The 13,186-nt window shown below is 67.7% G+C and carries 14 protein-coding genes; 2 read left to right on the top strand and 12 right to left on the bottom strand.

Going from position 1 to position 13,186, the window contains the following annotated elements:
- Positions 1-21: 21 nt before the first annotated feature.
- The 12 genes from GQR91_RS07310 to GQR91_RS07365 form a co-directional block, all read right to left on the bottom strand.
- The gene (locus GQR91_RS07310; RefSeq protein ID WP_268878318.1) at positions 22-2,853 is read right to left on the bottom strand and encodes a M16 family metallopeptidase; all 2,832 of its coding nucleotides are present in this window, start codon (positions 2,851-2,853) and stop codon (positions 22-24) included.
- A gap of 7 nt (positions 2,854-2,860) precedes the next feature.
- Complete coding sequence (locus GQR91_RS07315) at positions 2,861-3,085, bottom strand: hypothetical protein (RefSeq protein WP_149682252.1); 225 nt, start codon at positions 3,083-3,085, stop codon at positions 2,861-2,863.
- On the bottom strand, positions 3,082-4,224 hold the full coding sequence (gene tgt, locus GQR91_RS07320) for a tRNA guanosine(34) transglycosylase Tgt (RefSeq protein WP_149682251.1): 1,143 nt from the start codon (positions 4,222-4,224) through the stop codon (positions 3,082-3,084). Before tgt ends, GQR91_RS07315 begins: the two co-directional genes overlap by 4 nt.
- Before the next feature lie 4 nt (positions 4,225-4,228).
- Positions 4,229-4,765, bottom strand: a complete 537-nt coding sequence (locus GQR91_RS07325; protein WP_149682250.1) for an EF-hand domain-containing protein — start codon at positions 4,763-4,765, stop codon at positions 4,229-4,231.
- Entirely contained in the window at positions 4,762-5,799 is a 1,038-nt protein-coding gene (gene queA, locus GQR91_RS07330; RefSeq protein WP_149682249.1) for a tRNA preQ1(34) S-adenosylmethionine ribosyltransferase-isomerase QueA, read from the bottom strand. The genes GQR91_RS07325 and queA overlap by 4 nt, the downstream gene beginning before the upstream one ends.
- On the bottom strand, positions 5,796-6,515 hold the full coding sequence (locus GQR91_RS07335; protein ID WP_149682248.1) for a peptidylprolyl isomerase: 720 nt from the start codon (positions 6,513-6,515) through the stop codon (positions 5,796-5,798). Before GQR91_RS07335 ends, queA begins: the two co-directional genes overlap by 4 nt.
- Positions 6,516-6,603: 88 nt before the next feature.
- A complete protein-coding gene (coaD, locus tag GQR91_RS07340) occupies positions 6,604-7,107 on the bottom strand; it encodes a pantetheine-phosphate adenylyltransferase (RefSeq protein ID WP_149682247.1) in 504 nt (167 codons plus the stop codon).
- Positions 7,104-8,003, bottom strand: a complete 900-nt coding sequence (locus tag GQR91_RS07345; protein ID WP_149682246.1) for a polyprenyl synthetase family protein — start codon at positions 8,001-8,003, stop codon at positions 7,104-7,106. The genes coaD and GQR91_RS07345 overlap by 4 nt, the downstream gene beginning before the upstream one ends.
- Positions 8,004-8,005: 2 nt before the next feature.
- On the bottom strand, positions 8,006-8,245 hold the full coding sequence (locus GQR91_RS07350) for an exodeoxyribonuclease VII small subunit (protein ID WP_149682245.1): 240 nt from the start codon (positions 8,243-8,245) through the stop codon (positions 8,006-8,008).
- Between the two features lie 48 nt (positions 8,246-8,293).
- The gene (locus tag GQR91_RS07355; protein WP_112381947.1) at positions 8,294-8,497 is read right to left on the bottom strand and encodes a hypothetical protein; all 204 of its coding nucleotides are present in this window, start codon (positions 8,495-8,497) and stop codon (positions 8,294-8,296) included.
- Between the two features lie 141 nt (positions 8,498-8,638).
- Positions 8,639-10,963: an ATP-dependent Clp protease ATP-binding subunit ClpA gene (gene clpA / locus GQR91_RS07360; RefSeq protein WP_112381948.1), complete on the bottom strand. Its 2,325-nt coding sequence runs from the start codon at positions 10,961-10,963 to the stop codon at positions 8,639-8,641.
- 154 nt (positions 10,964-11,117) lie between these two features.
- A complete protein-coding gene (locus tag GQR91_RS07365) occupies positions 11,118-11,312 on the bottom strand; it encodes a DUF1192 domain-containing protein (RefSeq protein WP_149682244.1) in 195 nt (64 codons plus the stop codon).
- A gap of 74 nt (positions 11,313-11,386) precedes the next feature.
- Between GQR91_RS07365 and GQR91_RS07370 the strand changes: the two genes are divergently transcribed.
- Both GQR91_RS07370 and GQR91_RS07375 read left to right on the top strand, forming a co-directional pair.
- Positions 11,387-12,388, top strand: coding sequence for an NAD(P)H-quinone oxidoreductase (locus GQR91_RS07370; protein WP_174236634.1), 1,002 nt, complete (start codon positions 11,387-11,389; stop codon positions 12,386-12,388).
- A 123-nt stretch (positions 12,389-12,511) separates the two neighbouring features.
- Positions 12,512-13,183, top strand: coding sequence for a DUF1013 domain-containing protein (locus GQR91_RS07375; RefSeq protein WP_112381950.1), 672 nt, complete (start codon positions 12,512-12,514; stop codon positions 13,181-13,183).
- Positions 13,184-13,186: the final 3 nt, after the last annotated feature.

A 13,186-nucleotide genomic window follows, 5' to 3' on the forward strand; every position in this document is an offset into this window, starting at 1 on the left:
GTAAAAGGTCACCAATTTACCTCATTTCAGGCTGGCGCTGTCCAGATTGACCGCCGCGGCCGGCACCACCTCCACCTGGGGGTAGCGTGCCTTCAGCGCCGGCAGGAACTGCCTGGCGTCACCCACCACGACGATGCTCGCCGCCTTGGGGTCGAGCAGCGCGGCCGCCGCCGCCTGCACCGCCGCCGGATCCACGCCCTCCACCTTGGCGGTGTAGCGCTGCAACTCGTCCAGCGGCACGGACTGGACGACATACTCGCCCAACAGGCCGGCGATACCGTCCGTCGTCTCCACCGTGCGCCCGAAATTGCCGACCAGCACCGCCTGGCGCGTGGCGAGTTCGGCCTGGGGCACGGGCGTCTTGCCCAGCTTTTCCATCTCCGCGGAAATCAGCGTAACCACTTCTGCGGCCGACGGATTCTTGGTCTGGGTGCGCGCCGCGACCAGCCCGGGCCTGCGCCCCGCCTGAAGCCCGCTGCTCGCCCCGTACGCCAGCCCCCGCTTGATCCGCACCTCCTGATTCAACCGAGAAGAAAACCCGCCGCCCAGCACGGTGTTGGCGACGGCGAGGGGGTAATAGCGGGCATCGCCACGCGCGATGCCGGGCCGCGCGACGACGACGCCGGCCTGTCCGGCATCGGGCATGTCGACCACCACCACGCGTGGCGCCGGGAACGCTGCCCGGTCGCCCGGCACCGCGGCCGCGGTGCCCTTGCCCTGCCACGTGCCCAGGTACCGCTCGGCCAGCGTCCGGGCGGCGGCCGGCGTGATGTCGCCGACCAGCACCAGTGCGGCCTGACCGGGCTGCCATGTCCGCTGATACGCCGCCTTCAGGTCCGCCTGGGTCAGCGTCTTCAACGAGGTCGGGGTACCCTCCAGTGGGGTGCCATATGGTTGGTTGCCGAACACGACGCGGCTGGCGACCAGGCCCGACAGTTGCGCCGGGTTCTTCATCGCGACCGCGACGCCGTCGATCGTCTGCGTGCGTGCCCGCTCGATCTCCTCGGCGGCGAAGGCGGGGTGCGTGGCGACATCGGCCAGGATGGTCATTGCGGGCGCAAGCTGGTCGGAGGTGACGGTCAGGTCGACCGAGGCCCCGTCGCGGCTGGCATCGCTGCCGATCGATCCGCCCAGGCTTTCCACCGCGCGCGCGATCTCGGCGGCGGACCGGGTGGTGGTGCCCATCGTCATCAACCCGGCCGACAGGCTGCTCGCCCCTGCCTTGCCGGCCGGGTCGGTCGCGGCGCCACCGACCGCCACCAGCGAGGCGGTGACCAGCGGCAGGTCGTGCCGCTCCACGGTGATGACGCGCAGGCCATTGGCCAGCCGCGTCTCGGCGACCTGGGGCAGCACCGGCTTCACCGGCGCGGCAGGCGGCGGCGGCAGGATGCGCTGCCCGGCGGGTGCCGGCGTAACGATGGCGATGTCGGCGGGTGCGGTCAGCGGGCGGGTGACGACGGTGGGCGCGACCGTCACCGTGTCGCCCGTCTTGTTCGCCTGCTCCGGCAGATAGCGCAGCTCGGCCGACTGGTTGTCACCCAGATATTTGCGCGCGACCCGCTGGATGTCCGCAGCGGTGACGCGCTGCACCGCGGCCAGTTGCTTGTCGCTGGCGGTGGGATCGTCGTTGATGATGACGTTTTGCGCCAGCAGGAACGCCTTTCCCTCCGCCGTCTCGCGCCGCTTGATCGCAGCGGTCAGGATCTCGTTCTTGGCCTCGGCCAGTTCGGCCGGCGTGACGGCTTCGTCACGGAAACGGGCCACTTCGCGGCGCAGCGCCGCCTCGCCGACCGCGGCGTCCTTGCCGCCCGCCATGATCGCGAACACCGCATAAGTGCCCGTGCCCGCCCGCGTGTCGAACGAGGTCTGCGCACTCTGCGCCAGTTCGTCGCGGTAGACGAGGCTGCGATAGAGCCGCGAATTCTCGCCCGTCGCCATGATTGCGTCCAGCACCTGGAGCGCGGGCACGTCCGCATCGCGATCGGGCGGCAGTTGCCAGCTCAGCAGGACCGCGGGCAGGGGGGTGTTGGCCTCGTACACCGTGCGGCTGACGGGGCGCTCCCGCGGCGGCTCGGTCACGGTGACGCGCGGGATCTCGCCGGCCGGGCGCTTGATCGGCGCGAAATACTGGTCGACCCAGCCGTTCAGTTGCGCGGGATCGAAATTGCCCGCCACCACCAGGATCGCATTGTCGGGCCGGTAATAAGTGGCGTGAAAGGCGCGCACGTCGTCAATCGTCGCCGAATCGAGATTCGCCACGTCGCCGATCACCCCGCGCGCATAGGGGTGCACCGAATAGCTGATCTCGGGCAGATAGGTCTGGAACAGCTTGCCATAGGGCCGTGCGAAGCCCTGGCGATATTCCTCCTTCACCACGTCGCGTTCCGAGGCGAAGCTGGTCGGTTCCACCACCAGCGATGCCATGCGGTCCGCCTCCGCGAACAACAGCCGCTGCAGATGGTTGGCGGGGATCACCTCGAAATAATTGGTATAGTCGTCGCCGGTCGAGGCGTTGTTGTAACCGCCGACATCCTCGGTCAGCCGGTCCATCTGTTCCTGCACCAGGTTGCGCGTCGCCTTGAACATCAGATGTTCGAACAGGTGCGCGAAACCCGATCGCCCGCGCGGATCGTCGCGCCCGCCGACGTCGTACCACACCTGCACCGATACGTTGGGCGTGGTCGTGTCGCGAATGGCATAGACGCGCAGGCCATTGGCCAGCGTGCGCTCGGTAAAGGGAATGGACGGGATGCGCGCGCTTGCGGCCGGCGGCTGGGGCTGCTCCTGGGCGGAAAGCGTGGCGGGCAGGGTGGCAACGCTCAACAGCAGGGCGGCACGCAAGCAGCGCATCATGTATCCTTTACTTGGATTTCTTCTTGGACCGGCTGCGATCAGCATAGAGCGCTGCCGCGGCGATCGCGGCGGAACCGATGCCCACGCCAAGACCGATCTTGGCGAGCGGCCAGCGCTTGGCGGCGTCTTCCGCTGCCTCCGCCACGGCCTCGGCGGCGGCGGCGGCATGCGCCTTGGCATCCTTGGCGGCGGCAAGGATTTCGTTGGGGGCGTCGTCGGTACGGTCGGTCATTGCATCTCTCCCGTCGGGTTGCCGGCGTAGCGCGCGCGGAACGCGTTCGCAAAGGCTCTCAAGCGTCCTTCGCTGATGGCGGCGCGCAGATCAGCCATAAGCGTTTCATAGAACCAGATATTATGTTCCGTCATCAACATGGCGCCCAGTATCTCCCCGGCGCGCACGAGGTGATGGAGATAGGCACGACTCCAGGTTCGGCAAACCGGGCAGCCGCAGGACGGGTCGAGCGGCCCCTGATCCTCGCCGTGCCGGGCATTGCGCAGATTGAGCGGACCGGTGCGCGTGAACGCCTGGCCGGTGCGGCCCGACCGCGTCGGCAGCACGCAGTCGAACATGTCGATGCCGCGTTCCACCGCGCCGACGATGTCGGTCGGCTTGCCGACCCCCATCAGATAGCGTGGCTTGTCCACCGGCAATTGCCCCGGCGCGAAATCGAGGCAGCCGAACATCGCCTCCTGCCCCTCGCCGACCGCCAGGCCGCCGACCGCATAACCATCGAAACCGATATCGATCAGCGCGTCGGCCGACGCCTTGCGCAACCCCTCGTCCAGCGCGCCCTGCTGGATGCCGAAGATCGCATTATGCTCGGCATGCGCGCCGCCCCCGTCGAATGCATCGCGGCTGCGCTTCGCCCAGCGCATCGAGCGTTCCATCGCGGCGGCCTGTACCTCGCGCGTCGAGGTGGTGGGCACCAGTTCGTCGAACGCCATGACGATGTTCGATCCCAGCAGCCGCTGGATCTCGATCGAGCGTTCCGGGCTGAGCAGATGGCGGGTGCCGTCCAGATGGCTCTTGAACGCGACGCCGTCCTCCGACCGCTTGGTCAGCTCCGCCAGGCTCATCACCTGATAGCCGCCCGAATCGGTCAGGATCGGCTTGTCCCAGCCCATGAAGTCATGCAGCCCGCCCAGCCGGGCGACGCGTTCGGCACCGGGGCGCAGCATCAGGTGATAGGTATTGCCCAGGATGATGTCCGCGCCCGATGCCGCGACATCGCCGGGCTTCATCGCCTTGACGGTGGCGGCGGTGCCGACCGGCATGAAGGCGGGGGTACGGATCGTGCCGCGCTCCATCGCGATCGCGCCGGTGCGCGCGGGCCCGTCGGTGGCGTGGATGGAAAAGGCGAAACGGGTCATCGGGTCAGTCTTTCCAGCGGGACCGTCCGGTCTCGCCCTTTGGCTTGCGGCCGCGCTCGGCAGGGCGGGTCGGCCCTTGCGCATCGATCGGTGCGGTCCGGAAGGTCAGCAGTTCGGCGCGGCTGATGCCCTCGCCGCCATCCTTGTGGAAACGCGAATACAGCTTGGCGAAATGCGCCTGCAACTCGTCCAGCCCGACCATGTCGTCGCTGTTGCGATCGACCTCGAACGGGCTGGGCAGCGCGTTGCGGTCGCCCAGGAAACGCTGCGCCCAGTCCGCAAAGATCAGGTAGCGCATGCGGCCGGTGCCGCCCGTATCGACCAGGCGGAACGAGCGATCGACACAGGCCGACAGTTCGGCCCGGTCGGTGCGGCCATCGCCATCCTCGTCGCATGCCGCGATGAACATCGCCACCGGCTCCAGCACCATCGTCGCAGGCGTCTGTGCGGACGGCTTGGCGGGGCCGGGCACGATGATCTCGGCCTCCTGCGCAGCCGGCGTGCCCGCCTGCATCAACGCCGCCAGCACCAGCGCGATCATGCATCATCCCCCGGCAGCAACAGCGACGCATCGCCATAGGAATAGAAGCGATATCCGGCCGCGATGGCGTGCGCATAGGCGGCCTGCATGCGCTCCAGGCCCATCAGCGCGGATACCAGCATGAACAGCGTCGACCGGGGCAGGTGGAAATTGGTCATCAGCCCATCGATCCCCCTGAACCGATAGCCGGGGGTGATGAAGATCGCGGTGTCACCCTCGAACGGTCGCACGATCCGGTCCTCGCCACTGGCGCTCTCGATCAGGCGCAGCGAGGTGGTGCCGACCGCGATGATCCGCCCGCCGGCCGCGCGCGTCGCATTCAGCCGGTCCGCGGTCGCCTGGTCGATGCGACCCCATTCGGCATGCATGCGGTGATCCGCGGTATCGTCCGCCTTGACCGGCAGGAAGGTACCCGCACCTACATGCAGGGTCAGCGTGGCATGGCCGATCCCCGCCGCCTCCAGCGCCGCGATCAGGCCGGGCGTGAAGTGCAGTGCCGCGGTCGGTGCCGCCACCGCGCCGGGTTCGTTGGCGAACATCGTCTGATAATCGTCCGCATCGCGCGCCTCGATCCCACGCTTCTGCGCGATATAGGGGGGCAGCGGCATGCGGCCGGCACGCTCCAGCAGCAACTCGACTGGTTCGTCACCGGCAAAATCCAGCACGAAGCTGCCATCCTCGCCCCGCTCGCCCGCAGTGGCGGCAACGCCCGCGCCGAAATCGATCACATCGCCGTCGCGCAACCGCTTGGCATTGCGGATAAAGGCACGCCACCGGCGCGGCCCTTCACGCTTGTGCAGCGTCGCCCCGATCCGCGCTTCGCCCCGTCGGCCCTCCAGTTGCGCCGGGATGACGCGCGTATCGTTGAAGACCAGCAGGTCGCCGGCACGCAGGCATCCGGGCAGGTCGCGCACTTCTGCGTCGCGCGTCGCCTCGCCATCCAGCACCAACATCCGCGCCGCATCGCGCGGGGCGGCGGGGTGCAGCGCGATGCGGTCGTTGGGAAGCGCGAAGTCGAAAAGGTCGACGTTCACTGGCGCTTCGGCGCGGCCTTCCGCGCCGCCGGCGCCGGAGTCCGGACAGCCGGCTTGGGCGCGGCGACCGCGGCCCCCGGCAACGTCACCGGCGCGCCCAGCCCGGCCGCGGGGGCGGCGACGGGCAGCGGCTGGAAGGGCGGGGGATTGTCCGCCGCAATATAGGCATGGACGATCCGCGACGGGTTCGCCGGCGGCTCGCCCCGCTCGATCGGATCGACATATTGCATGCCGTCGATCACCCGGCCGAACACCGTGTATTTCTTGTCGAGCGCGAGGCGCGGCTGGAAGACGATAAAGAACTGGCTGTTGGCGCTGTTCGGATCATCGGCGCGTGCCGCCGACACCGATCCGCGCACGTGCGGCAGATAGTTGAATTCGGACGGGACGTTGGGCAGCTCCGACCCGCCGGTGCCGTCGCCCTTGGGATCGCCGCCCTGTGCCATGAAGCCGTCGATCACGCGGTGGAACAGCAGCCCGTCATAGAAATGCTGTCGGGTCAGCGTCTTGATGCGCTCCACCATCTTGGGCGCGACATCGGGACGCAGCCAGATCGTCACCCGGCCACCGGTCGACAGATCGAGCAGCCACAGATTTTCCTTGTCCGTGACCAGCGGCGGTGCCGCCCGCGGGGCCACCGGTGCCTGCACCTGCGCGGCGGCTGGCACCGCGAACAAGCTGGCCACCACTGCAACTATACCGGCGAAAACGCGCATTTCTTCCCCAAGGGCTATCAGGATCACGGCGCTCTAGAGCAAATCCGCACTTGCGCCAAACTGAACGTCGCGCAGGTGGCGTCGGGTTTCAGCTACCCTTGCGTCCGATCTGCCCGACCCGTGCCACCACCTCGTTGCGCACGGTCGGGGGCACGAAGCGGCCGATCTCGCCGCCGAACAGCGCGATTTCCTTGACCAGCCGGCTGGCGATGGGTTGCAGCGCCACGTCGGCCATCAGGAAGACGGTTTCGACCCGCGGATTGATCTGCTGGTTCATGCCGGCCATCTGATACTCATACTCGAAATCGGCCACCGCACGCAGGCCGCGAACGATTACGCGGGCGCCTTCACGCTCGGCAAAATCCATCAGCAGCGAATCGAACGCGACGACATGGATCTCGCCGCCCACATCCGCCACCTCGCGCCGGACCATCGCCATGCGCTCGTCCAGCGTGAACATCGGCGACTTGGAGGGGTTGGTCGTCACCCCGATCACCAGCCGGTCGACCAGCTTCGCGCCGCGCCGAATGATGTCCATATGGCCCAGCGTGACCGGGTCGAAGGTGCCGGGATAGACGCCGATCCGGGTCAATGGTCGCGCTCCACCACATAGCGGGCAACCGCGCGCAGCAAATCCGCCTCGGGCCCGTAATGGCGCAGATGCTCGACCGCCTGGTCGACCAGCATCCCGCACTGCGCCCGCGCCCGCTCCACGCCCAGCAGGGTCAGGAACGTCGCCTTGCCGGCATCGCCGTCCTTGCGCAGCTTCTTGCCCGCCACCGTTTCGTCGCCCTCGGCGTCCAGCAGATCGTCGGCGATCTGAAAGGCAAGGCCCAGGTCATGCGCGTATCCGCGCAGATGCGTCCGGCCCTCCGGCCCCACCCGGCCCAGGATCGCGCCCGCCTCCACCGCCGCGGTGATCAGGGCGCCCGTCTTCATCTGTTGCAGCCGGGTGACGGTGTTCAGGTCGAAATCGCCGGTCTCGGCCTCCAGGTCCATCGCTTGTCCACCCGCCATCCCCGAGGGGCCGGAGGCACGCGCCAGGTCCAGGATCAGTTCGGCGCGGACATGCGGCTCGGGATGCGTGTCCGGCTCCGCCAGTATTTCAAAGGCCAGCGCATGCAGGCAGTCCCCCGCCAGGATCGCGGTTGCCTCGTCGAACGCCTTGTGCACGGTGGGCTTGCCACGGCGCATGTCGTCATCGTCCATTGCCGGCAGGTCGTCATGGATCAGGGAATAGACGTGGATCGCCTCCAGCGCGGTGGCGACGCGGGCTGCCCGGTCCTTGTCGACGTTGAACAGCGCCGCGGTGGCGAACACCAGCAACGGGCGCAGCCGCTTGCCCCCGCCGATCGCGGCGTGGCGCATCGCCCGGTACAGCGGCGCGCGTGGATCGTCCGGCACCTCCAGCAGCGCATCGAAGCGCGCATCGATCTCGGCTGCGACATCGGCCAGCGCGTCGCCCAGCATCACCGTGGCGGTCGCCATGCTCAGCCTGCCGCGAAGGGACGGGTAGCGGTCGGCTTGCCCTCGGCGTCCAGCCGGATCGCCTCGATCCGGGCCTGGGCCGCGTCCAGCCGCTCGGCGCAGCGCGCGCGCAGCCGGTCGCCGCGCTCGTACAGGCGGATCGATTCGTCCAGGCTCGCCTCGCCGCTTTCCAGCCGGCCGACGATCCGCTCCAGCTCCTTCAGCGCGTCCTCAAACGACAGGTCTTCGATCGGAATATTCATGGCGCCTGCTATGGGCCAGCCGGGCAGGGGAGGCAAGGCAAGCGGCAGTTAACGGGCGTCCAGCGACCGTACCGTCCAGGTATAGAGCACGCGCACCCCGATCAGGCCGGTATCGAGCGCCGCCTGCATCTGATGTGGTGCCGGATCGCTGCGATCATGGGTGATCAGGCGGATATCGGCGGTCGGATGTCGCACGATCAGCCCCAGCACCAGCAGGGCAATAACCGCAGCAATGATCCGACGCTCGCGCATGATCGATCTCCTGTCGTCAGGCGTATCGCCATTCCGGCGCGTATTCAACTGCTTGGCCGGGTTAGGCCGCGGCAAAGAAGAAGGCCCCGGCAGCGGGATGCGCTGCCGGGGCCTCTTTGTCGAATCGCCTGGCGGGTAATTTTACTTCGCGTCGATCGCCTCTGCGCGGCCGCCCTTCTTCTTCTGCTTCTTGGGCGCGGCCGGCTCGATCGCGAAGGACAGCGCGCCGTCCTTCATCTTCACCGTCACCTCGCCGCCGTGCACCAGCTTGCCGAACAGCAATTCCTCGGCCAGCGGCTGCTTAATCTTCTCCTGGATCAGGCGGCCCATCGGCCGTGCGCCGTACAGCTTGTCATAGCCCTTTTCGGTCAGCCAGCTCTTGGCGGCATCGTCCAGGCTGATGTGCACGCTGCGATCGGCCAGTTGCAGTTCCAGTTGCAGGATGAACTTGTCCACCACCCGCGCCACGACCTCGGGCGGCAGGTATCCGAAGGGCACGATCGCATCCAGGCGGTTGCGGAACTCCGGCGTGAACATCCGCTGCACCGCCTGCTCGTCCTCGCCCTCGCGGGTCAGGTTGCCGAAGCCCACCGTCTCGCGCGCCATGTCGGACGCGCCGGCGTTCGTCGTCATGATCAGGATGGTGTTGCGGAAATCGACCGTCTTGCCGTGGTGATCGGTCAGCTTCCCGTTGTCCATCACCTGGAGGAGGATGTTGAACAGGTCGGGATGCGCCTTCTCGATCTCGTCGAGCAACAGCACCGAATGCGGATTCTGATCGACCGCATCGGTCAGCAGGCCGCCCTGGTCATAGCCGACATAGCCCGGAGGCGCACCGATCAGCCGGCTGACCGAATGGCGCTCCATATATTCGGACATGTCGAACCGCTGGAGCGGAATGCCCAGGATCGCGGCCAGCTGCTTGGCGACCTCGGTCTTGCCGACGCCGGTGGGGCCGGTGAACAGATAGTTGCCGATCGGCTTGTCCGGATCGCGCAGGCCCGCCCGGCTCAGCTTGATCGCCGCCGACAGGTTCTCGATCGCCTTGTTCTGGCCGAACACGACACGCTTCAGGTCGGTATCCAGCGTCTCCAGCACCTGCCGGTCGTCGGACGAGACCGATTTGGGCGGGATGCGCGCCATGGTCGCGATCACCGCCTCGATCTCCTTGGGCGTGATCGTCTTCTTGCGCTTGGACGGCGGCACCAGCATCTGCATCGCGCCCACCTCGTCGATCACGTCGATCGCCTTGTCGGGCAGCTTGCGGTCGTTGATGTAGCGTGCACTCAGCTCCACCGCCGACTTGATCGCATCGGGCGTATACTTGACCGAATGATGTTCCTCGAACGCGGAACGCAGTCCGGCGAGGATCTTGATCGTGTCCTCGATCGTCGGCTCGTTCACGTCGATCTTCTGGAACCGGCGCAGCAACGCGCGATCCTTCTCGAAGTGGTTGCGGAACTCCTTGTAGGTGGTCGAACCGATGCAGCGGATCGTGCCGCCCGACAAAGCCGGCTTCAGCAGGTTGGACGCATCCATCGCGCCGCCGCTGGTGGCGCCGGCGCCGATCACGGTATGGATCTCATCAATGAACAGCACGGCATGCGGCATCTTTTCGAGTTCGTTCACGACCGCCTTCAGCCGCTCCTCGAAATCGCCGCGATAGCGCGTTCCGGCGAGCAGCGCGCCCATGTCGAGCGAGTAGATGACCGCCGGCTTCAGCACGTCGGGCACCTCGCCCTCGACGATCTTGCGCGCCAGTCCTTCCGCGATCGCGGTCTTGCCGACGCCCGGATCGCCTACATAGAGCGGATTGTTCTTCGACCGGCGGCACAGGATCTGCACGGTGCGGTCCACCTCGGGCCCGCGCCCGATCAGCGGATCGACCTTGCCGTTCTTGGCCTTTTCGTTGAGGTCGACGGTGAACTGCTTGAGCGCGCTTTCCGTCTTGCCCTTTTCGGGCTGCGCCTTGGCGGGCTTTTCCTCTTCGGCCGCGCCCTTGGGGCTGGCCGCCTCGCTCGCCTGACCGCCCTTGCCGACGCCGTGGCTGATGAAGCTCACCGCATCCAGCCGGCTCATGTCCTGCTGCTGGAGGAAATAGACCGCATAGGATTCGCGCTCGGAAAACAGCGCGACCAGCACGTTGGCGCCGGTTACTTCGTCGCGGCCCGACGACTGGACGTGCAGGATCGCGCGCTGCACCACGCGCTGGAACCCGCTGGTGGGCGAGGGGTCGGTGGCCGCATCGACCTTCAGCGCGTCCAACTCGGTGTCCAGATAATGCGCCACGGTGGCCTTCAGCTCGCCCAGGTCCACCTGGCACGCCTGCATCACCTTGGACGCATGTTCGTCGTCGATCAGCGCGAGCAGCAGGTGCTCCAGCGTCGCATATTCATGGCGCCGCGACGATGCGGCCTCCAGGGCCTTGTGCAGCGTGGTTTCAAGAGCGGGGGCGAAAGATGGCATCAGGGTACTCCAGTCGGGCAACCCGTCAGGGCATGCCCGTTGCACACTATGTCGGAACGCCGGGGGTCGGCATCAAGCATCACGCCGGATTCGATATCGCTCGCAACGGAGCCGCACCGGCAAATGGCGTCGCGCCCGGCCGGTGCACGGTGTCTCACCGCTTGAACAGCGCCTCTGCATCGACGCGGTGGCGGCCCGCGCGCTGCATGTGATCGCGGGTCCGCGCCGCCTCCCGCTCCAGCGCCGCGACTCGCGCTTCCAGCTCGGCCACCGACAGGGGATCGAGGTCCGCCTTCGCCAGCAGGGTCAGCGGGTCGTCGCGTCGGGCAGGAGAGTCGTCGATGTCCATGACGGGACGCAGCGTTGACCCGCCCGCCCGCGATGTCAATAACGGTGCCATTATCGGCAAACGGGGGCGATCGAATGGCGCAGGTGCCAGAGATGATGACGGCGATCGACCCGGAGGGGCATGGCGGGCCGGAGATACTCGTCCCCGTCACGCGCCCGGTGCCGCAACCCGCCGAGGGGGAGGTGCTGATCCGCGTCGCCGCCGCCGGCGTCAACCGGCCCGACGTGGCGCAGCGCCAGGGCAATTATCCCCCGCCGCCCGGCGCGCCGTCCATTCCCGGACTGGAGGTCGCCGGCACGATCGTCGCGCTCGGCCCCGATGTGGACGATGCGCTGCTCGGCCAGCCGGTATGCGCGCTGGTGTCGGGCGGCGGCTATGCCGAATATGTCGCGGTCTGCGCCGGCCAGTGCCTGCCGGTGCCCGACGGCCTGTCGATGGTCGAGGCCGCGGCGATTCCCGAAACGCTGTTCACCGTGTGGACCAACCTGTTCGAGCGCGCCTATGCGACGGAGGGGGATACGGTGCTGGTCCATGGCGGCACCAGCGGGATCGGCACCATGGCGATCCTGCTCGGCCGCATCTTCGGGCTGACCGTGATCGTCACTGCCGGTTCGGACGAGAAATGCGCCGCCGCCCGCGTGCTGGGCGCCGCGCACGCGATCAACTACAAGCGGCAGGATTTCGTCGCCGAGGTCAAGGCGATCACCGGCGGCAAGGGGGTGCAGGCGGTGCTCGACATGGTCGGCGGCGACTATGTGCCGCGCAACCTGCAATGCCTGGGCGAGGATGGCCGTCACGTCTCGATCGCGGTGCAGGGCGGGGCGGAGGCGACGATTCCCTTGTGGCAGGTGATGCGCCGCCGCCTGACGCTGACCGGCTCCACGCTGCGCGCCCGTGACGCCGCGTTCAAGTCGCTGGTCGCCGACGAGCTGATCCGCACCGTCTGGCCACATGTCGCGGCGGGCAAGCTGCGCCCGGTGATCGACCGCGTCTTCCCGTTGGCCGAGGCGGCGGCGGCGCATGCGCGGATGGAGGCGGGGGATCATGTCGGCAAGATCGTGCTGACCGTCGGATAGGCGCGGATAAGGGGCGGGGGCCCCGCGACACCTTGCCGAAATACCGCCGCGGTATTAAGTCGAAGCCATGCTAAGGCCGCTCCGATGAGGGGCGGCCCTTTTATTTTCCGACGGAGTGACCCCGTGGCCCAGCCGCTCATGCCCCATGCGACCGCCTCCTGGCTGGTCGACAACACGTCGCTCTCCTTCGAGCAGATCGCCGATTTCTGCGGCCTCCACATCCTGGAAGTGCAGGCGATCGCCGACGACACCGCCGCCACCAAGCTGACCGGCCGCGATCCGGTCCGCGCGCACGAGGTGACGCAAGACGAGATCGACAAGGGCCAGAAGAACCCCGACTATCGCCTGAAGATGACCAAGGGCCCCGAACAGGTCCGCCGTACCAAGGGCCCGCGCTACACGCCGGTCAGCAAGCGGCAGGACAAGCCGGACGGTATCGCCTGGATCATCCGCAACCATCCCGAGATTTCGGACGGTGCGATCTCCAACCTGATCGGCACGACGCGCACGACCATTGCCGCGATCCGCGACCGCAGCCACTGGAACATCGCCAACATCACGCCCAAGGATCCGGTGACGCTGGGCCTGACCACCCAGCGCGAGTTGGACACCGCCGTTTCCAAGGCCGGCAAGGCCGCGGGTACCGAACCTGCCCCCACCGACACCCGCCTGGAGGGCGACCGCGAGGCCCTGATCGCCAGCCTGCGCGCCGAACGCGCGCAGCAGGAGCGCGACGCCGACGGCACCGGCCGCAGCGACGAGATCACCGACCCGCACGCGCTGTTCCGCAACTGATCG

Origin of the sequence: Sphingomonas carotinifaciens (assembly GCF_009789535.1) — a bacterium.
GTDB classification, from domain to species: domain Bacteria; phylum Pseudomonadota; class Alphaproteobacteria; order Sphingomonadales; family Sphingomonadaceae; genus Sphingomonas; species Sphingomonas carotinifaciens.

Coding starts and splice junctions, on each gene's coding strand:
- GQR91_RS07310 (WP_268878318.1), bottom strand. CDS start 2,853: ATGATGCGCTGCTTGCGTGCCGCCCTGCTGTTGAGCGTTGCCACCCTG.
- GQR91_RS07315 (WP_149682252.1), bottom strand. CDS start 3,085: ATGACCGACCGTACCGACGACGCCCCCAACGAAATCCTTGCCGCCGCC.
- tgt (WP_149682251.1), bottom strand. CDS start 4,224: ATGACCCGTTTCGCCTTTTCCATCCACGCCACCGACGGGCCCGCGCGC.
- GQR91_RS07325 (WP_149682250.1), bottom strand. CDS start 4,765: ATGATCGCGCTGGTGCTGGCGGCGTTGATGCAGGCGGGCACGCCGGCT.
- GQR91_RS07335 (WP_149682248.1), bottom strand. CDS start 6,515: ATGCGCGTTTTCGCCGGTATAGTTGCAGTGGTGGCCAGCTTGTTCGCG.
- GQR91_RS07345 (WP_149682246.1), bottom strand. CDS start 8,003: ATGGCGACCGCCACGGTGATGCTGGGCGACGCGCTGGCCGATGTCGCA.
- GQR91_RS07350 (WP_149682245.1), bottom strand. CDS start 8,245: ATGAATATTCCGATCGAAGACCTGTCGTTTGAGGACGCGCTGAAGGAG.
- GQR91_RS07355 (WP_112381947.1), bottom strand. CDS start 8,497: ATGCGCGAGCGTCGGATCATTGCTGCGGTTATTGCCCTGCTGGTGCTG.
- clpA (WP_112381948.1), bottom strand. CDS start 10,963: ATGCCATCTTTCGCCCCCGCTCTTGAAACCACGCTGCACAAGGCCCTG.
- GQR91_RS07365 (WP_149682244.1), bottom strand. CDS start 11,312: ATGGACATCGACGACTCTCCTGCCCGACGCGACGACCCGCTGACCCTG.
- GQR91_RS07370 (WP_174236634.1), top strand. CDS start 11,387: ATGGCGCAGGTGCCAGAGATGATGACGGCGATCGACCCGGAGGGGCAT.